15 protein-coding genes are annotated in these 18,757 nt (G+C 62.6%); 10 read left to right on the top strand and 5 right to left on the bottom strand.

The features are described 5' to 3' along the window. Positions 1 to 82: 82 nt before the first annotated feature. Both NCT03_RS29335 and NCT03_RS29330 read left to right on the top strand, forming a co-directional pair. Entirely contained in the window at positions 83 to 1,261 is a 1,179-nt protein-coding gene (locus tag NCT03_RS29335) for a phytanoyl-CoA dioxygenase family protein (protein ID WP_250494910.1), read from the top strand. A gap of 20 nt (positions 1,262 to 1,281) precedes the next feature. Next, positions 1,282 to 2,433: a Gfo/Idh/MocA family protein gene (locus NCT03_RS29330; protein WP_250494909.1), complete on the top strand. Its 1,152-nt coding sequence runs from the start codon at positions 1,282 to 1,284 to the stop codon at positions 2,431 to 2,433. Here the strand turns inward: NCT03_RS29330 and NCT03_RS29325 are convergent. Next, positions 2,430 to 3,071: a DUF429 domain-containing protein gene (locus NCT03_RS29325; RefSeq protein ID WP_250494908.1), complete on the bottom strand. Its 642-nt coding sequence runs from the start codon at positions 3,069 to 3,071 to the stop codon at positions 2,430 to 2,432. The two genes, NCT03_RS29330 and NCT03_RS29325, sit on opposite strands and share 4 nt — an antisense overlap. 286 nt (positions 3,072 to 3,357) lie before the next feature. Here NCT03_RS29325 and NCT03_RS29320 point away from each other — a divergent pair, with 286 nt between their 5' ends. From NCT03_RS29320 to ilvD, 4 genes are all read left to right on the top strand, one after another. Beyond that, positions 3,358 to 5,535 (top strand): hybrid sensor histidine kinase/response regulator family protein, encoded by a 2,178-nt coding sequence (locus NCT03_RS29320; RefSeq protein WP_250494907.1) that lies wholly within the window; start codon positions 3,358 to 3,360, stop codon positions 5,533 to 5,535. An 84-nt stretch (positions 5,536 to 5,619) separates the two neighbouring features. Continuing rightward, positions 5,620 to 5,892, top strand: coding sequence for an RNA chaperone Hfq (hfq, locus tag NCT03_RS29315; protein WP_244831805.1), 273 nt, complete (start codon positions 5,620 to 5,622; stop codon positions 5,890 to 5,892). An 11-nt stretch (positions 5,893 to 5,903) separates the two neighbouring features. Continuing rightward, positions 5,904 to 6,326, top strand: coding sequence for a hypothetical protein (locus NCT03_RS29310; RefSeq protein ID WP_250494906.1), 423 nt, complete (start codon positions 5,904 to 5,906; stop codon positions 6,324 to 6,326). 152 nt (positions 6,327 to 6,478) lie between these two features. Further along, a complete protein-coding gene (ilvD, locus tag NCT03_RS29305) occupies positions 6,479 to 8,338 on the top strand; it encodes a dihydroxy-acid dehydratase (protein WP_250494905.1) in 1,860 nt (619 codons plus the stop codon). Between the two features lie 57 nt (positions 8,339 to 8,395). On the opposite strand, the gene NCT03_RS29300 is transcribed toward ilvD, so the two are convergent. Together NCT03_RS29300 and NCT03_RS29295 are read right to left on the bottom strand one after the other, a co-directional pair. Continuing rightward, positions 8,396 to 9,715, bottom strand: a complete 1,320-nt coding sequence (locus NCT03_RS29300) for a chloride channel protein (protein WP_250494904.1) — start codon at positions 9,713 to 9,715, stop codon at positions 8,396 to 8,398. Positions 9,716 to 9,898: 183 nt separating this feature from the next. Further along, positions 9,899 to 10,495, bottom strand: coding sequence for a carboxymuconolactone decarboxylase family protein (locus NCT03_RS29295; RefSeq protein WP_250494903.1), 597 nt, complete (start codon positions 10,493 to 10,495; stop codon positions 9,899 to 9,901). A gap of 262 nt (positions 10,496 to 10,757) precedes the next feature. Here NCT03_RS29295 and NCT03_RS29290 point away from each other — a divergent pair, with 262 nt between their 5' ends. The 3 genes from NCT03_RS29290 to NCT03_RS29280 are packed head-to-tail and all read left to right on the top strand — an operon-like array spanning position 10,758 to position 14,251. After that, a complete protein-coding gene (locus NCT03_RS29290) occupies positions 10,758 to 12,380 on the top strand; it encodes an ABC transporter substrate-binding protein (protein WP_250469870.1) in 1,623 nt (540 codons plus the stop codon). Next, positions 12,373 to 13,377 (top strand): ABC transporter permease, encoded by a 1,005-nt coding sequence (locus tag NCT03_RS29285; protein ID WP_250494902.1) that lies wholly within the window; start codon positions 12,373 to 12,375, stop codon positions 13,375 to 13,377. Before NCT03_RS29290 ends, NCT03_RS29285 begins: the two co-directional genes overlap by 8 nt. 10 nt (positions 13,378 to 13,387) lie before the next feature. After that, positions 13,388 to 14,251, top strand: coding sequence for an ABC transporter permease (locus tag NCT03_RS29280; RefSeq protein ID WP_250494901.1), 864 nt, complete (start codon positions 13,388 to 13,390; stop codon positions 14,249 to 14,251). A 12-nt stretch (positions 14,252 to 14,263) separates the two neighbouring features. Here NCT03_RS29280 and NCT03_RS29275 read toward each other — a convergent pair whose 3' ends face one another. Beyond that, the gene (locus NCT03_RS29275) at positions 14,264 to 15,976 is read right to left on the bottom strand and encodes an ABC transporter ATP-binding protein (protein WP_250494935.1); all 1,713 of its coding nucleotides are present in this window, start codon (positions 15,974 to 15,976) and stop codon (positions 14,264 to 14,266) included. A 214-nt stretch (positions 15,977 to 16,190) separates the two neighbouring features. On the opposite strand from NCT03_RS29275, the gene NCT03_RS29270 reads away from it, so the two are divergent. After that, positions 16,191 to 17,432, top strand: coding sequence for an MFS transporter (locus NCT03_RS29270; protein ID WP_250469873.1), 1,242 nt, complete (start codon positions 16,191 to 16,193; stop codon positions 17,430 to 17,432). Between the two features lie 76 nt (positions 17,433 to 17,508). Here the strand turns inward: NCT03_RS29270 and NCT03_RS29265 are convergent, their stop codons facing one another. Continuing rightward, positions 17,509 to 18,663 carry an alpha/beta hydrolase gene (locus tag NCT03_RS29265; RefSeq protein WP_250494900.1) on the bottom strand — a complete coding sequence of 385 codons (1,155 nt, stop codon included), beginning with the start codon at positions 18,661 to 18,663 and terminating at the stop codon, positions 17,509 to 17,511. Positions 18,664 to 18,757 lie beyond the last annotated feature (94 nt).

The raw sequence follows: 18,757 nt of genomic DNA, 5'->3' as shown, positions 1-18,757 counted from the left end.
TTTTGATGTGTTTTTGATGTTTCGATGATAACGCAGCCCGCGTCGATAAGACTAAGCTTGTCGCCAGAGTGGAGGAGACACCATGACGTCGGCGCAGCGGTCGGGCTGGTATCGGGAAGAGGATTGTTCGGTGAGCGACTTCGTGGCGCAGGTCGAAGCCGCGGATGACATTGAAGCGCTCGAGTACTGCGCCGAAGTGCGCGAGCGCATCCCTGTTTATGCGTGCCCCGAACTCGAGAACGTGCTCGGCGATGCCGCGCGTCGCCAGTCCTTGCTCGCGGAATGGGCGCACGTGCTGTCGAAGGGCGCGGGTGTTTTCGTGCTTCGGGAAGCGTATGCGGATACCGCGCCCATCGACGAAGCTACCGAAGTCTTCGAAGCAATCATTCGCGAGGAACGCGCTGCGGGCGGCGGCAAGGCGGACCACTTCGCCAAGGCCGGAGCGAACGACCGCATCTGGAACGCGCAGGAAAAGCTCTGCCTGAAAGCGCCAGCCGTCTTCGCTCGATACTTCGCCAACCCCGTCATCGCGGCTGCATCGGAAGCGTGGCTGGGGCCGGGTTATCAGATGACATCGCAAGTGAATGTCGTGCGGCCGGGCGGTGCGGCGCAGCAAGCGCATCGCGACTTCCACCTCGGTTTCCTCACGGTCGACGAGGCGCAGCGCGTTCCCGCGCACGTTCACGCAATGTCGCCGTTTCTCACTTTGCAAGGCGCGGTCGCGCATGGCGACATGCCGGTTGAAAGCGGTCCCACCAAGCTGCTGCCCTGTTCGCAGCGCTATGCCGAAGGCTACGTCGCGTGGCGGCGGCAAGACTTCCGCGACTACTTCGAAGCGAACTTCGTGCAGTTGCCGCTGAAAAAGGGCGATGCAATCTTCTTCAGCCCCGCGCTATTTCATGCGGCCGGCTCGAACCGGACCACGGACGTTCAGCGCATGGCGAATCTGCTACAGGTGTCGTCGGCGTATGGACGTGCGATGGAGTCGCTCGACCGCAACCGCATGTGCGCCGCGCTTTATTCCGTGCTGCGCGAGATGCGTGCCGAAGGACGCATCACGAATACGGAAACGCGGACGATCATCGCTTCCTGCGCGGAAGGCTACGCGTTCCCGACGAACCTCGATCTCAATCCGCCGCTCAACGGTCTTGCGCCGGCCACACAGCAGGATCTGTTCAACCAGGCAATCGAAGAAGCCTGGTCCGCGCAACGGTTCGATGACGCGCTCACCCACTACGCGTCGCTCGGGCGCACCGCTTGACCTTCCAACGGGACTCGACAATGACGATCGACATCATCGGACGGCGCATCCGTCTTGGACTCGTAGGCGGCGGACCGGGCTCGATAATCGGCGAGACGCATAGGATCGCGGCGCGGCTCGATGGTCAATACGAGGTTGTCGCGTGTGCGCTGACTTCGGACGCCGTGCGCTCGCGCGAGGCGGGCATTGCGCTTGGCATCGTTGCAGAACGCGCGTATGGCTCGTGGCAGGAGATGCTGCAAGCCGAAGCTCAACGTCCCGACCGGATGGACGTGGTCGCCGTCATGACGCCCAACGACTCGCACTACGACATCTGCATGCAGGCGCTGGATCGCGGATTTCATATCATCTGCGACAAGCCGCTCGCGCACGGGCTCGCCGCCGCGCGGGACATTGCGCGCAAAGTCGCCGAGACACACGCCGAATTCTGCGTGACCTACTGCTATACCGGTTACCCGATGGTGCGACAAGCGCGCGACATGGTCGCGGCGGGCGAACTGGGCGAGATCCGGCAAGTGCATCTGCAATACATCCAGGGCTATTTCGCGCACCACGACTTGCCCTCGGGATGGCGCACCGAGGGCAAACGCGGTGGCGAGTCGCTCGTCCTCATGGATATCGGCACGCACGCGTTTCATCTTGGCGGCTTCGTCACGGGACTCGACGTCACGCAAATCTGCGCGGACCTCGGCTCGGCCATTCCCGGCCGCCAGGTGGACGACTATGTCGGCGCGTTGACGCACTACGGCAACGGCGCGCGTGGCTCGTTATACGTGACCAATGCGGCCGCGGGTTCCGAGCATGGCCTGAGCTTTCGAATTCATGGCGACGCGGGCGGCCTGGAATGGCATCAGGAAGAGCCGAACCGGTTGATCCATCGGCGCAAGGATGGCTTCGAACAGATCATCACGCGCAGACTCGGGCCCGCCACGAGCCAAGGCGCGCAGCAATCGACACGCATTGCGATAGGGCATCCCGAAGGTTACTTCGAGGCGTTTGCGAATCTGTACACCGAGTTCGCGAAGCGCGTCGCCAACCGATTGGCCGGGCGCGATGTCTCCGGCGAAGCGACGCTCTACCCGGGTGTCATCGACGGCGTGAAGGGCCTCGCTTTCGTCGCGGCGGCGGTGCAAAGCGCGAACGCCGGACGCTGGACGGATGTGGCCATCTAGAGCGTCTTATCCGGCACGACGATAAAGCCTCCGGCCTCGTCGCCGAAGGCGCGCGTGTTGCCTTCGACAAAGCGCTGCGCCGTGACCGCGCAGAGCGCTGCATCCACGAAGTCGATCGATTTCAGCCGCGTCGTTTCAAAGCCCAGGTCTTCGAGAAGGCGTCGGCGCTGCACGCGCTTCAGCTTCGCCGACGCGACTTCGCGCCCAAGGAGCGCACATGTCGTCGCGTGCGGAAACGTCTCGATGGCGACTGCCTTGCCCGAGTATCGATTCGTTTCGAGAATGGGATGAGTGTTCGCGAATGCATCGTACACACGCGCGCCGTTGATCATCCAGTCGAAGAACCCGCTCGGATTCGATTCTGCGCGTTGGAGCGTTGGCGTCGAGAAACAGGAGATGCGTTCGCGCGCCAGTTGCCGCTCGGCCGTGCGCCCAACGCCTTCCGCTCCCCAACGACAAGGGGCATCGATGGCGACGACAGCGACGCCGAAGCGCAGGCACTGCTCGTGTAATTCGAGCGGATGCGTGCTGGTCAAAACGCATTCGATGCCGCGGCCCCTCACGATGACCAGATGAAACCCCTTCTTCGTCCCGCCGACATCGATACCGGCCACGAATTTTTGATCGACAACGCTCAACTTGTTCCTCTACTCTTATCAGGAAGTACTGCCGCGTGCGCAAATGCGACCTGCTGGTGCCTGTTTGCGCGGTATGACGATTGCTACGGATTACGAATAAGCCTCGCCGCGAAATAAAGGCGAAGCTCAAGAGCCGACCTGAGAGACCGGCTCGGGATGTCAGACAAAGAGCGAAAGCCGCATTGGAATGCGAAGTTTTCGCCTATTCCGAGGACAGTGACATGCGTACCAATATCGGCCCGCCATCCGACATGGCTAATCGGGTGCGCTCGTCCGGAGGTCTTCAATGACCGGCGCCGCCACGTCCTCCAAAGACGCATCCGACGAAGTTTCGAGACATACCCCCGACTTCCAGACCGCGCGCCGGCGACTCATGGCCGTGCTCGTCACCTCCGTTACGGTTCCCCTGCTGTGCGCGGCATTGTACGGCTACGTTACGTACGATCGCGCCATTCACGAAAAGCAGATTGCGCTCGACCGTCTTGCGTGGATCGCCGAGTGCAAGCTCGTCAACCTTCTCGATCTGAATCGCGAACTTTTTGCACGTGTCGGAGAGGCAATCGGCTCGACCGACGAGGCCACGCTGCGCACCCAACAGGTGCAGTTGCACGACACGCTGAGTGCGCTCGTCACCAAGCTGCCGCACGTGGCGGCGCTTTCCGTGGTTGGACGAACCGGCCAAATACTCGCGACAAGTAAGCAGATGCCCGCGCCTGCCGTATCGATAGGCGACCGGGACGACTTTCTGGCCACGCGCGCCGCGCACGCACCGCTGTATGTGTCGATGCCGGTGCGCGGCCGGATGGCAGGCCTTGATATCGTGAACGAACTCGTTGCGCGGACCGCGAGCGACGGGCGCTTTATTGGCGCGGTGGTCGTTTCGCTCGACCGGAATTATCTGCTCGACTTCTATCGCCAGCTTCTCGTGGACAATCCTCGACTTACGCTCGGTCTGTATCGACAGGACGGCGGCATTCTCGTGCGTCTGCCGGCGCCGAAGCTCATGAATGCGCCGACGCATCATGTGCCGCTCGCCAACGCGTTCGCGCGCAGGGTGTCCATCGGCTCCATGCGAGGCGACTCACCGCTCGATGGCGGCCAGAGCATGATGGCGTTTCGCGAGGCATCGAATTACCCGGTCTATGTATCGGCGAGTTATGCGATGAGCGACGTGATACACGACTGGTGGCACGACGACATGCTGGTGGCCGGACTCGCGCTCGTGCCATGCGTCTGCTTGTGGTTTCTCGTCGTATTCTCGCTGCGCCGCCTCAAAGCGGAAGAGGCGGCTTGGCTCAACTGGCGCCGCGAACTGGCGATGCGCCAGCGCGCCGAAGACGCGACGCGGCATCTGCAACGCATGGGCGCGCTCGGTAATCTCGTGGCGAGCGTGGCACACGACTTCAACAACCTGCTGATGGTCGTCACGGCCAACATGGAGCTCGTGCGGCGCAAGAACTATATCGGCGTCAGGAACGAGGTGAACGCGGTCGAGCGCGCGTCCATCAATGCGCGAGTCTTGGCTCGCCGGCTGATGAGCGTCGCACGCAAGCAGCCGTTGCAACAGCGCGTGCTCAATCTGAACCGCTGGCTCGAACAGGCGGAGCCGCTGCTCCATTCGGCCATGAGCAGCAAGATCACGGTGCAAATCAATGCGCCGGACGCGCTCTGGATGGTCAAGGTCGATCCTGTCGAGCTCACGTCCGCGCTCGTCAATCTTGCCGTCAATGCGAAAGACGCGATGCGTGGCGGCGGCCATTTCATCGTCACCGCGCGCAATACCTCGTTCAGCAGCCGGCGCTACAGCGTTCCGCCCGGCGATTACGTGGTGATCGAAAGCCGCGACACCGGAACCGGCATGAGCGACGAAGTGGCGCACCAGGCTTTCGAGCCGCTCTTCACCACGAAGGCAGCGGGCGCGGGCACGGGCCTCGGACTCGCTCAGGTACTGGCCATGGCCGAGCAAGCCGGAGGCACGGCGCGACTGGAGACGACATGGGGAAAAGGCACGACCGTTTTCATCTACCTTCCACGCTGGACGGGCGCCGCGCCGCTCGAAGCAGACGAAGCGGAACCGGTCAGCGTGCCTTTGATCGACAATGAGACGTCCGTGCTGCTGGTCGAGGACAACGAGGAAGTGGCTGCGGGACTCGTCGCGGTGCTGGACGTGCTCGGCTGGCACGCGCGCCACGAGTCGGACGGAGACGCGGCCATGCGCGTATTAAAGGAGGGAAACCGATTCACTCTGGTACTGTCCGACATTCAGATGCCGGGCTGCGACGGAATTTGCCTGGCCGAATGGATAAGAAAACATTTGCCCCGGCAAGCGGTCGTGCTTATGACAGGTTACGCTGATCATCTCGCCGAGGCGCGTCGCCTGGGTGTAACCGTTCTGGCGAAACCGTTTAATACCGACGACCTCAGGGCGCTCCTTACCGGAGTACCGATGACTTACCCGGAATGAGCGCCGGCACATATGCTTTACTACACAGATACGCCCCTGTGATAACAATTTTTAGGCGAATAACGCAAGTCGAGGATGGCCGCTATGTCACAAGTCGAACATGAAATTCAATCCGCATTCCTGGATGCCCTGATAGCCGAACGAAAAACCGTCTGGGTTTTTCTCGTGAACGGTATAAAACTCACCGGCGTCATCGAGTCTTTCGATCAGTACGTCATTGCCGTGCAGTCGCCGGTAGGCTCGCAGGCCATTTACAAGAACGCGATCTCCACGGTGTGCGAGCCGCATACGCTGCCGCCGAGAAGGACGGACGAACGTACGCCGATGGCGCGCGTGCAGCGTCCGCGACGCGCGTAACGAACAACGCGTTGCGCACTTTATCCGTGAAGACCGGCTCCCTGTTTGTTGCACTGTGGTTGTGGGCCGGCGCGGTCCGGGCCGACGTGGCGTGCTATCCCGTCGGCACGGCAATCACGCTTTTCGGCACCGCCGTGCGTGAAGACGTGGAATCGAGCGATGGCTCCGTCAGGACCGCCTGGATGCTCGCAATGGACCCGCCCCTGTGCGTCGTGGACAGGCGGTTTTCGCAGGACGCGCTGGGACGGCTCATGGTCCCGCGCATACAGCTCATTGGCGTGCCGCCGCCTCCGGTGCGGGTTCCTATCGCCGTTACTGGCACGCTCTCCACGCGCAATGCGCCGCAGTATTTCATCGTGCCGAGCGCCATGTGGGTAACGCCACCCCGGCCACCCCGGCCACCCCAGCCGCTCCAGCCGCCCGTATCGCGATAAAACCGCCAAAGCCGCATCCAGCGGTCGTTTCAGGGCCTGTGGGATACTATTGGGATTGCCCGCGGCGAAGCTCAAAAGGTCGTTCGCACGGGCGCATGTCCGGCCGCCCATCCCCTGGCCCACATTCTTCCCCGCGACTCCTCGAAATCACAATGCCCGCATACCGTTCCAAAACCTCCACCGCCGGCCGCAACATGGCGGGAGCGCGCTCGCTGTGGCGCGCCACCGGCATGAAAGACGAAGACTTTTCGAAGCCGATCATCGCCGTCGTCAATTCGTTCACGCAGTTCGTTCCCGGACATGTTCACCTGAAAGATCTCGGTCAGCTCGTCGCGCGCGAGATCGAGGCGGCGGGCGGCGTCGCCAAGGAATTCAACACCATTGCGGTCGATGACGGCATCGCCATGGGTCACGACGGCATGCTGTATTCGCTGCCGAGCCGCGAGATCATCGCGGATTCGGTCGAGTACATGGTCAACGCGCACTGCGCCGACGCCATGGTCTGCATTTCCAATTGCGACAAGATCACGCCGGGCATGTTGATGGCCGCCATGCGCCTCAACATTCCGGTTGTCTTCGTGTCCGGCGGACCGATGGAAGCCGGCAAGACGCATCTTGCCAATCCGAAGACCAAGGCAATCGAGTTCAAGAAGCTCGATCTGGTCGATGCCATGGTGATCGCCGCCGACGCCTCCTACTCCGACGCCGATGTCGCTGAGGTCGAACGCTCCGCGTGCCCGACGTGCGGTTCGTGCTCGGGCATGTTCACGGCCAACTCGATGAACTGCCTGACCGAAGCGCTCGGTCTGTCGCTGCCGGGCAACGGCACGGTGGTCGCCACGCACGCGGATCGCGAGCAGCTTTTCAAGCGCGCGGGGCGCCGTATCGTCGGTCTGGCGCGGCAGTATTACGAGCACGAGGAAGACCGCGTGCTGCCACGCTCGGTCGGCTTCAAGGCGTTCGAAAACGCGATGACGCTCGACATCGCCATGGGCGGCTCGACCAACACGATCCTGCACTTGCTGGCCATTGCACGCGAGGCGGAAATCGACTTCACCATGGCGGACATCGACCGCCTTTCGCGCGTCGTGCCGCAACTGTGCAAGGTCGCGCCGAACACGAACAAGTATCACATCGAGGACGTGCATCGCGCGGGCGGCATCATGGCTATCCTCGGCGAACTGGATCGCGCGGGCAAGCTGCATACCGACGTGCCGACGGTCCACGCGCACACGCTCAAGGACGCGCTCGACGAGTGGGACATCAAGGGCAATCCCGACGATGCCGTGAAGACCTTCTACATGGCCGGTCCCGCAGGCGTGCCGACGCAAGTGGCGTTCAGCCAGAACACGCGTTGGCCGAGTCTCGATACGGATCGCGCCGAAGGCTGCATCCGCTCGTATGAACACGCGTTCTCGCGCGAAGGCGGACTGGCGGTGCTCACGGGCAATATCGCGCTGGACGGCTGCGTGGTGAAAACGGCTGGCGTGGACGAGAGCATTCTGGTGTTCGAAGGCACGGCTCATGTCACCGAATCGCAGGACGAGGCGGTCGAAAACATTCTGAACGACAAGGTCAAGGCGGGCGACGTGGTGATCGTGCGCTACGAAGGTCCGAAGGGCGGACCCGGCATGCAGGAGATGCTTTATCCGACGAGCTACATCAAATCCAAGGGGCTCGGCAAGTCGTGCGCGCTTCTCACGGACGGGCGTTTTTCGGGCGGCACGTCGGGCCTGTCAATCGGTCATTGCTCGCCCGAAGCGGCGGCGGGCGGCGCTATCGGCCTCGTGCGCAATGGCGACAAGATTCGCATCGACATTCCGAATCGCACTATCGACGTGCTGCTGTCGGATGACGAGCTCGCGCGCCGCCGCGAAGAGCAGAACGCCCGAGGCTGGAAGCCGGCCGCGCCGCGTCCGCGCAAGGTATCGACCGCGCTCAAGGCTTACGCCAAGCTCGTGATGTCGGCGGATAAGGGCGCGGTGCGGGACGCTTCGCTGCTGGACGATTGAGGTCGTCGCGGGCTTCGGCGGCGGCGTGCGGTGCTGCCGCGCAAAGCCCGCGATGTATCAAGGCGTGATCCCGTCGACGCCATTGGCCGGTTGCTCCGGCCGTGCGACCGCGCGGGCCGCGTAGGATTCGACCGCCCGGTACGCCACCGTCGAACCCGCAATGCCGAGCGCAGCCGGAATCAGAAAGTCCTGGCTGAAACGCGTGAATTCGATCATCAGCACGATGGCCGTCAACGGCATCTGCATCGATGCCCCCAGGAACGCTGCCGCCCCCACCACAGCGAACGCGCCAAGCGACGTTCCCGGCCAGAGCACATTCCACACGCTACCGAGAATCACGGCCAGCAGCGCGCCATTCGTAAGCCCCGGCGTGAGCAGACCGCCCTCCGCGCCCGCGCGCAACGTAATCACTTCGACCATCACCTTGAGCACGAGCAGCACGGCGGCGAGCCCGAGCGTCATCTGATTGTCGAACGACAGGCCCGCCGGCCCCTTGCCGTTGCCGACGAGTTGCGGGAAATACATGGCGAGCGCACCGATCATCGCGAAGTTGATGAGTGCAAGCACCGGCAATGCATTGCCGCGCGGTGCGGCATTGCGCGCCGCCGATGTCAGCCGCACGAACACCCAGGCAGCGACGCCGAAAAGCGGCCCCGTGACCACGGCCCACACGACGATCTGCGCATTGAAGGCGAGCGCGGGCAACCGATACTGATGTTCATCGCCGAGACCGACCCACGCTACCAGCGCGCCGATTGCCGAGGTCGCGAACGCCGCCGCGACGATGGACCATTCGAAGGTGCCGAGCAGCACTTCGAGCACGAACACCGCGCCGCCGAGCGGCACGTTATAGACCGCCGCGAGCCCCGCACCCGCGCCGCACGCCACCATGATGCGCGACTGCGCGAGCGTGAGTCCCGCGTAATGCGCGAGCCATCCCGCCCATAGCGAACCGATCTCGCGCGGCGCGACTTCACGGCCGAGCGGCGAACCCATGGCTACCGTGACGATCTGCAACACCGTATGCGCGAGCGTGCTGATCACCGGCATACGCGGATCGTCCGATTTGACGGCCTTGCGGATACTCACGAGCGGCTTGCCGAAGCGATACACGCACCACCAGCCGATTCCCGCCACGAGACCGCACAACGTAAGCACGACGAGCCGGCGCTCGGGTGGCGCGGCCGTCACGCCTTCGAGAAAGCTCTCCCGGCTGATGACCGCATCGAGGCTATAGCCGAACGCGATGTGCTGGATGGCGTGCAGCAACAACGCGAGCAACATGCCGCCGATGCCCGCGCCCACACCCACGAGCACGGTCACGACGATAAACCTGCTGGCCGAAGCCAAGCCGTTGCCAGGCGAAGTCGGTGTCATCTCGGTCACGTTGAGCGCAAAAACCATAGAGTATCGCGCCTGACTTGCAGGCTCTCCGAACCAAGCGCGTTGTTTTTCTATTCGCACGGCTTTGCGCGATTCACTGACGTGTTGGCGAGAGACCGTTAGTAGCTATTTTGGGATGAAGAAAAGCCGGGCCACGATGAATGGACCCGGCTTGCATCACTTCGCTTCGAACAATCTCGCGATAGGCAAGGTATGCGCGTAGACCGCGCCCGCACGCAGAATGATCGCGACCGCGTAGGCTTCTTCGAGCGCCTCGGATGTGACGCCTGCTTCGATGGCAAGCGCGTGCAGCGACCGCCGCAACGGCTCGTGATTTTGCGCTTGCGCGACAGCGGCGGCGGTCACGAGGCGCAATTCACGCGGCAAGGTATCGTCGCGAAAGACGGTGCTTGCGAACGTATCGCGGCCCGCGCCAATAGCCGTGCCGTTGATCACCGACTCGCGTTGTTCGAACGTGAAGGCGGCATCGATCTTCACTTCACCGCGCCCGAAAGTCTCTAGCGCCGCAGCGATATACGAAGCGGCAAGCAACTCATCGAGCGATGCACCCAGGCGCTTCGCGATCTCCGCGTGATGCTCGATACAGTACTCGCAACGCGTCACCTGCCCCACCGCCACAGCGACCAAATGTTTGTCGCGGCTCGACAGACGACCGTCGCTCCAATGCGCCTGCGAGAGGCGGCGAAACGCCCCAGCATGCGCGTTACGTGATTCGAGCGCGGCGAGCGCGCGGACATCGGCTTGATGAGTCATGTGCGATCCGTTCGATATGAAAGCCAGGCGAGACACGAAACGTACACCATTCTTCGTGGCCGCGCAGCGCTCATCCGCCGCACCGATGCGAAGCATGCTACGTCATATGCACAGCACTTTTTATTGGTTCCTCACGTGGCGAGTCGTTGCTATCGTTCGCGATCCCGCAAGGTGCTCGCCCTGTCTTGCAGCGGCCATCTACCGCAACATCGAATCAACACTACGCAAATATCGCGCAACATCACAACAAGAGGAATCGCACGTGTCGACCAGCACAACACTCAGGCTCTGGCAGCGTTGGGCGCGCCCGCTCGCATTCGTGGCGCTCATCGCGGGATCGAGCCTGGCTCACGCAGAGACGCCCAAACGCGGCGGCACGCTCACCGTCATCTCGCAGCCCGAGCCTGTCATTCTGACGGCAGCACTGAGCACGTCGTCGCCGACGGGAACCTTCAGCACCAATGTCTTCGACGGCCTCATCGAATACGACAACGACTTTCATCTCAAGCCGGGACTCGCGGTCAAGTGGGCGCTTTCGACCGACGGCAAGACGCTCACGTTGAATCTGCGTCAGGGCGTGAAGTGGCACGACGGCAAACCCTTCACTTCCGCCGACGTGAAGTGGACGCTCGAAAACGTGTGGAAGAAATATCATCCGCGCAATCAGGCTCTGTTCGCCAACGCGGACCGCGTGGATACGCCGGACGATTACACCGTCATCATCCATTTTTCGAAGCCATCGCTTGCCGTGCTGAGTTCGCTCAACAGCAACGGCGCGCAAGTGTTGCCGAAGCATCTGTATGAAGGCACGGACGTCCTCAACAATCCGTACAACAACAAGCCAGTGGGCACGGGTCCGTTCATTTTCCGCAAATGGGTGAAAGGCGACTACATTCTGCTCGAACGCAATCCGGACTACTGGGACAAGGGCAAGCCGTATCTCGACAAGGTGATCTATCGTGTGATTCCCGATGGCGGCGCACGCACCGCCGCGCTCGAAAAGGGCGAAGTGCAATACGCGCCGCTGAGCCCCGTACCCGCTCGCGACGCGCAACGTCTCGCGAAACTGCCGAACCTCAAGGTGGAAACGAAGGGTTATGAATGGCTCTCGCCGTGGCTCTTTCTCGACATCAACAACGATCGTCCTCAGTTGAAGGATGCGCGCGTGCGGCAGGCGCTTTATCTGGCCATCGATCGCAACGCGTATAACCGCGTGGTGTGGTCAGGCTTCGGCAAACCAGCGGTGAGCCCTGTCGTATCGACGCTCAAGGAGTTCTTCGAGCCCGACGTGCCGCAGTATCCCTACGACATTGCGAAGGCCAACGCGTTGCTCGATACGGCCGGTTACAAGGCAGGCCCCAACGGTACGCGCTTCAAGCTGACTATCGATTATCTGCCGTACGGTGACGAGTTTCTTCGCAGCGCGGAGTTCATCAAGCAAGCGTTCAAGAAAATCGGTATCGACGCGGATATCCGCAATCAGGACACGCCGACCTACACGCGCCGCATTTACGGCGACCGCGATTTCGACGTGACGATCCAGTGGTACGCAGGCTTCTCGGACCCGCAAGTGGGCGTGACGCGCGAGTATCAGTCGGACAGTATCGGCAAGAACATTCCGTTCACGAATGGCTCGGGGTATCGCAACGCCAAGGTCGATCAACTGATTCGCGATGCGCAAGCCTCCGGCGATCAAGCCGAACGCGTAACGCTTTTCAAAGCGTTCCAGCGTCAGGTGCAGACCGATCTGCCGTCGCTGCCGCTGCTCGAACTGCACTTCTTCACGGTGCAATCGGCCGACCTCAACGATACGGTAAGCGGCGTCGATCAGGTCTATGGCTCGTTCAAGAACGTGTGGTACACCGACCCTTCGAAGCATGAGTGAGCTCATCGCGACCGATACAAAGCGCACCGCGCGATGGCTCTCCATCGCGTTGAGTCGGCTCGGGCAACTCGTGGGCGTCGTGCTCGGCATTGCGGTCGTCAACTTCTTCCTGCTTCGGCTCGCCCCCGGCGATGCCGTGCAGGTCATCGCGGGCGAATCCGGCGGCGCGTCGGCGCAATACGTCGCCGCGTTGCGTCAGCAGTTCGGGCTCGATCAACCGCTCTGGGTGCAGTTTGCAAAGTACCTCGGACATCTCGCGCGCTTCGATCTCGGCTACTCGTTCCGCGAAGGCATGCCCGTCGCGCAGCTCATCTGGAACCGCGTGCCCGCCACGCTTTTGCTGATGGGGAGCGCGGTGCTGATCGCGGCCATCGTCGGACTGCTGCTCGGCGCGCTCGCTGCATGGTACGCGGGACGTTTCGTCGATGTCGTCATCTCCACGCTTTCGCTGCTTTGTTTCGCCACGCCGCTTTTCTGGACCGGGCTCATGCTGGTGGTCGTGTTTTCGGTGTGGCTCGACTGGCTGCCGGTCGGGGGCATGCAGACCATTTCCTCCGGGCTCACAGGCTGGGCGCATGTGCTGGATGTCGCACATCATCTTATTCTTCCCGCTGTCACGCTCGCGCTTTTCTACGTCGCAACGTATGCGCGTTTGATTCGCGCGACCGTCATCGAAGTACGTCGCGAGGATTATGTGCGCACCGCTATTGCGCGCGGCGTGCGGCCGTTGCGGCTCTTTCGCGTGCACGTGCTGCGCAATGCGCTCATTCCGTTCGTGACGATGCTCGGCATGCAGATCGGCTCGGTGATCGGCGGCGCGGTGGTAGTCGAAACGGTGTTTTCGTGGCCGGGGCTCGGGCGGCTCACTTTCGATGCGCTCGTACGGCGCGATCTCAACGTGCTGCTCGGCGTGCTGCTGTGCAGCTCGATTCTCGTCGTCCTCGTCAACTGGGCCACCGACGCCATCAACCGCTGGCTCGACCCGCGCATCTCCTGAGAACCGCACCATGTCCCAACTCTCCGCGCTGCAAAAGCCTCGCCGCTGGCATGCCGCTCTGCGCTTTCTGCGCGCGCCTTCCGCGTTGATCGGCGGCGTGCTGCTCGCGGCGATCATCGCGGTCGCGCTCTGTGCGCAGTGGCTGCGTCCCGGAGATCCACTAGAACTCGTCGCCGAACCATTTTTGCGTCCGGGTCAAGATCCGGCGTTTCCGCTCGGCACCGACATGCTGGGCCGCGATATCCTCTCGGGATTGTTGTATGGCGCACGCGCCTCGCTCGTGATCGCCGCGGCTTCGACGTTCATCAGCGTCGTCATCGGCGTGGTGGCGGGCCTTTTTGCCGGATACTTCGGCGGCTGGCTCGATCGTGAAATCAATCGCGTCACCGTGTTCTTTCAGACGGTGCCGCCGTTTCTGTTCGCGCTCGCCATCGTCGCCATCGTGCAGCCTTCGGTGATGACGATTGCGCTCGCTATCGGCGTGACTTCGTGGCCGAACCTCGCGCGGCTGGTGCGCGCGGAAACGCAAAAGCTGCGGCACGGCGAGATGGTGCAGGCAAGCATCGCGCTTGGGGCGAGCGACTTGCGCATCATCGTGTCGGATGTCTTGCCCAATGCGATGACGCCCGTCCTCGTGTCATCGACATTGCTGGTTGCCACCGCCATTCTCACGGAGTCCGCGCTTGCGTTTCTCGGGCTTGGCGACCCAAACATGGCGAGCTGGGGCAACATGGTCGGCGCGGGCCGCGAAGTGCTGCGCACGGACTGGTATATCGCGACCTTGCCGGGTCTTGCTATCGTCGTCACGGTGCTTGCGCTCAATCTGCTCGGCGATGGTCTTGCTTCCTTGTTCGGCTTGCATGCGGAGCGTTGAGCGCTCAACTGTTTATGCGGCGATGAAATCGCTGCCCGCACGCTGTCGCTGCCCCGCCACCGATGCAATGAGCGTGCGCGTGTAAGCGTGCTGGGGCGCGTCCCAGATCTCGTCGTGCCCGCCGCTTTCGACGATGCGTCCATCTTTCATCACCAGCACGCGATCCGCCATGTAGCGAACGACAGCGAGATCGTGCGAGATGAAGAGCATCGACAGACCGAATTCATCCTTCAGATCGCTGAGCAAATTCAGTATCTGCGCCTGAATGGAAACATCGAGCGCGGATACCGGCTCGTCGCAGATCAGAAGCGCCGGTTCGAGTATCAACGCCCGCGCAATGCCAATGCGTTGCCGCTGCCCGCCCGAAAACTCGTGCGCATAACGACGCGCCGCGCCCGAAGGCAAACCGACTGCATCGAGCATCTTCATGATCCTTGCGTCGCGATCGCGGGTAGGAACGGTGCCCTGAACATCGAGCGCGAAATGCAGAATCTGCCCTACCGTCTTGCGCGGGTTCAACGATGCATAAGGGTCCTGAAACACCATCTGCATCTTGTGCCGATGCGGCGCCAGCTCACGCCGCGTCAGCCGCGCGATATCGAAGCCATCGAGCACGATGCGTCCGGCATCCGGCGTCAAAAGCCGCATGATGGTGCGCGAGAGCGTGGACTTGCCGCAACCCGATTCGCCGACCAGACCCACCGTCTCGCCACGCGCGATATCGAAGGAAATATCGTGCAGCACATGACGCGTGCCACGCGCTGTCGCGTAAGCCGTGTCGACCTTGTCGAGCGAGAGCAGCGGTCTTGCATCGTGGTCGATGGGCCGTGCCGAATGCGCCGCACGCGTCGGCACATGTAGCGTGAAATCGGTCATGCCCGTGGCCGAAGCGAGCGCGCGAATCTCCGGCAAGCGCGCCTCGCGATAATGCTTGTCGGCCGAGAGATGCAGCGCCGCGCCGCGCAATCCACGTGAATAGGCATGACGCGGATGATCGAGCACGTCGCGCGCCGAACCCTGTTCGAGCGCCTCACCGCCATGCATCACGACTACGCGATCCGCCCAGTCGGACACGATACCCAGATCGTGCGTGATGAGCAGCAATGCCATCGAAAGATCGCGCCGCAAGTTATCGAGCAGACGCAGGATGCCGGCCTGCACGGTGACATCGAGCGCGGTGGTGGGTTCATCGGCGATAAGAAGCGCGGGCTCGCAAGCGATGGCTGCGGCGATCATCGCGCGCTGGCGTTGTCCGCCGGAAAGATGATGCGGATAGTCGTCCGCCCGACGCGCGGGTTCGGGAATGCGCACAAGATCGAGCAGTTCGACGGCACGCTTCCGCGCAGCGGCACGCGACATCGATGTATGAAGAATCAGCGCCTCGGCGACTTGTGCACCAATAGTCAGCACGGGATTGAGCGAAGTCATCGGCTCCTGAAAGATCATCGACATGCGGCGGCCACGCAGGTCCGCGAGCTTGCGTTCCGGCGCCGATAAAAGATCGATGCCATCGAAGAGCGCCGCGCCGCCGGTCTTCGCATGCTTCGGCAGAAGGCGCATGAGCGACATCGCCGTAGTGGACTTGCCGCAGCCCGATTCGCCGACGAGCGCCACCGCCTGCCCCGCCGCGATGTCGAACGACAGCTTGCGCACCGCGCGATGCGCGCCGTAGTCGACATCGAGGTGACGCACTTGAAGAAGCGGAGAAGTGGAGTTGCTGGGCATGAGACGCGGATAAAAGCCAAAGCCTCGAAAGTAGCGCAGCGCCGCCAAAAATAGAACCAAGCACTTCTGCTAAGAACATGCATGGCATTGCTAACCCGGCCCCATAAGCCGCGGTTGGGTCACTTGTGCAGAAGATGAAAGGCAGTGTTATGTTGCCGGCAAAGATGCTCGAAGATAAGCCCGCACTCACTCCTTACCCGGATCGAAAAACGCCATGCTGATGGAAGACTCGACGCTCGAACGCGCCACGCCCCTGACCGACGACAAAAACTCGTCGCTGCGTCAGTGGCTCGCGGTCGCCGCCGTGACGATTGGCGCGTTCGCGTTCGTCACCACTGAATTTTTACCCGTTGGATTGCTTCCTCACGTCGCGCACGACTTGAACATTCTCCCCGGCGTGGCGGGATTGATGGTGACCATTCCCGGCATCGTCGCGGCCATTTCCGCACCCGCTTTGATGCTCGGCGCGGGACGCATGGACCGGCGGCATGTGTTCCTGTTGCTCACCGCGTTGCTCTTGTGCTCGAACCTGCTGTCGGCGTTCGCACCGAATCTCGTTGTCATGCTGCTTGGCCGCGCGCTTCTGGGCGCCGCGCTCGGCGGTTTCTGGACGCTCGCGACATCGGCGGCGGGAAGGCTCGTCGAGGCGAAAGACAGTGCACGCGCAATGGCCGCCATTCTCACCGGTGTGACGTGCGCGACGGTCATTGGCGTGCCGCTCGGTACGTTCATCGCGAGCGTGGCGTCTTGGCGCGTGTCGTTTCTGGCGACGGGAGGGCTCGTTGCCGTCGCGCTCGTCGCGCAGTGGTTGCTCGTGCCTTCGTTGCCATCGGCTGCGGCTTTGCGCTTCGGCGATCTCACGGCGCTTCTCAAGCACTCGCATCCGCGCAGAAGTCTTTTGATGGTGGCGCTCGTCTTCGGCGCGCACTTTTCTTCCTACACGTACGTAACGCCCTTCTTGCTCGGCGATGCACACCTCGACATGGCGACGGTCACGTGGCTTCTGCTCGGCTTCGGCATCATCGGGTTCTTCTCGAATTTCGCGGCGTCGTCCGCCGTGCAGCGCAATCTCAAGGGCACGCTACTCACGATGGTGTCGCTCCTCATGTTCGCGCTGCTGCTAATGCCGATCCTGCGGCATTCGTCGCTCGCGGTCAGCGCGGTTGTGCTGGCGTGGGGTATTGCATTCGGCGCGCTGCCGCTGTGCTTCAGCATGTGGATTCAGCGCGCGACGCCCGAGCATCCGGAGGCGGGATCGGCGCTTTTCGTGAGCATCATCCAAGTGGCGATTGCGATGGGCTCGTTCGTCGGCGGCGCGGTCGTCGATCGCGCGAGCATTCCGACGGACTTCATGGTGGGCGGTGCGCTGGCGTTGCTGGGACTTGCGACGCTTGCGGGCATCGGCGCGGAGGCACGGCCTGTTGCCGCGGCTTGCAACGTGCCGTGCGAGGAATGACATTCAACCGATGAGCCACGAGGCGCACGCGGGAAACAATCCAAGCCGTCCCGCGTGCGAATCACATCACCCGCGCTTACTGAGCCGTGCCAAAAGCCTGCTGCAAGCGCGTCCCCGCATACTGCTGCGCATCTTTCGCCTTCTGCACCACAGCCGCCGTGCCGAAGAACTCGTGCGTCACGCCGTCATAGACGCGACGATCGACCGGCCCGTTCACCGCTGCAATTGCCTTCTGCAACTGCGCGCCATCGTCACGCAAAGGATCGATACGCGCGTTGATGATGGTGACCGGCGGCAAGCCCGCTAGATTGGCGTGAACCAGGTCGAGACGCGTGTCCTGCTTGTCGGCCGGCGTGCGCAAGAGCTTGTCGAGGAACCACGCGATCATCGGCTTGTTGAGCGGCTTGGCCACTGCGTTCTCGATATACGACTCCGTGTTCATGCTGCCCGTTTGCGCCACCGGATACACGGCGATCACGGCAAGCGGCTTCGGCGCATTCGCATCGCGTGCGGCGATGGCCGTCGCGACCGCGAGATTGCCACCCGCGCTTTCGCCCGCGAGCGCTAGCTTCTTCGGGTCGCCGCCAAGCGAAGCGGCGTGGCTTGCCACCCACTTGTACGACGCGAAGGCGTCATCCCACGCGGCGGGAAAGCGCGCCTCGGGCGCACGCCGGTAATCGACCGATACGACGATTGCATTGGCCGCCTTCGCAAGTCCGCGCGCGCCGCCGTCATAGACCTTGCGATCCGCGATTACCCAGCCGCCCCCATGAAAATACGTCACGACGGGAAACGGGCCATTGCCTGCGGGCTTGTACACCGTCGCGGGCAAGCTGCCGGCCGCGCCCTGCACGGTAATGTCGCGGCTCGTGACGCCCGGCACCAACGCTTGCGGCGAAGTGCTGCGACCCTGCGTCTTCAGCACGGAGTTGACAGCATCGGCGAAAGTAGGTTGAGCGCGCGCCGTCGGCACATCGACCTTCTCGATGGCCTTCGGATCGAGTGCCGCATAAGCGTCGAGCACGGTCTTCATGTCGTCGTCCGCGCGCACGGCCGCGGTTGCATTGGCGACCGCGTTCGCCATGGGTGACGGCTTGTCCGGTGCGCTGTTGCATGCTGCAAGAGAGAACGACAAGCAAGCAGCCAGACCGAATGCGGCACGACGCATGAGTTTCGGCGCGGGCGTTCGAAGGGCGGGTCGGACGTTATGATCGAGGTCGAGGTCACGCATAGGTGGGCTCCGTAGGCAGTCCGCGCGTGGCTTCGCGAGAATGTCTTCGCGAATGTGCAAGACGCGGTTAATGCTATTTTTGTGAGAGGAAGTA

This window comes from Caballeronia sp. GAWG1-1 (assembly GCF_023631465.1).
Taxonomy (GTDB): domain Bacteria; phylum Pseudomonadota; class Gammaproteobacteria; order Burkholderiales; family Burkholderiaceae; genus Caballeronia.
The sequence above is the reverse complement of the archived record's forward strand: the minus strand, read 5'-3'. Positions and strand labels throughout refer to the sequence as shown.

Bases quoted from the DNA above. Each gene is read 5' to 3' on its own strand.
- NCT03_RS29335 (WP_250494910.1), top strand. From the start codon at position 83: ATGACGTCGGCGCAGCGGTCGGGCTGGTATCGGGAAGAGGATTGTTCG.
- NCT03_RS29330 (WP_250494909.1), top strand. From the start codon at position 1,282: ATGACGATCGACATCATCGGACGGCGCATCCGTCTTGGACTCGTAGGC.
- NCT03_RS29320 (WP_250494907.1), top strand. From the start codon at position 3,358: ATGACCGGCGCCGCCACGTCCTCCAAAGACGCATCCGACGAAGTTTCG.
- hfq (WP_244831805.1), top strand. From the start codon at position 5,620: ATGTCACAAGTCGAACATGAAATTCAATCCGCATTCCTGGATGCCCTG.
- ilvD (WP_250494905.1), top strand. From the start codon at position 6,479: ATGCCCGCATACCGTTCCAAAACCTCCACCGCCGGCCGCAACATGGCG.
- NCT03_RS29300 (WP_250494904.1), bottom strand. From the start codon at position 9,715: ATGACACCGACTTCGCCTGGCAACGGCTTGGCTTCGGCCAGCAGGTTT.
- NCT03_RS29295 (WP_250494903.1), bottom strand. From the start codon at position 10,495: ATGACTCATCAAGCCGATGTCCGCGCGCTCGCCGCGCTCGAATCACGT.
- NCT03_RS29285 (WP_250494902.1), top strand. From the start codon at position 12,373: ATGAGTGAGCTCATCGCGACCGATACAAAGCGCACCGCGCGATGGCTC.
- NCT03_RS29280 (WP_250494901.1), top strand. From the start codon at position 13,388: ATGTCCCAACTCTCCGCGCTGCAAAAGCCTCGCCGCTGGCATGCCGCT.
- NCT03_RS29275 (WP_250494935.1), bottom strand. From the start codon at position 15,976: ATGCCCAGCAACTCCACTTCTCCGCTTCTTCAAGTGCGTCACCTCGAT.
- NCT03_RS29270 (WP_250469873.1), top strand. From the start codon at position 16,191: ATGCTGATGGAAGACTCGACGCTCGAACGCGCCACGCCCCTGACCGAC.
- NCT03_RS29265 (WP_250494900.1), bottom strand. From the start codon at position 18,663: ATGCGTGACCTCGACCTCGATCATAACGTCCGACCCGCCCTTCGAACG.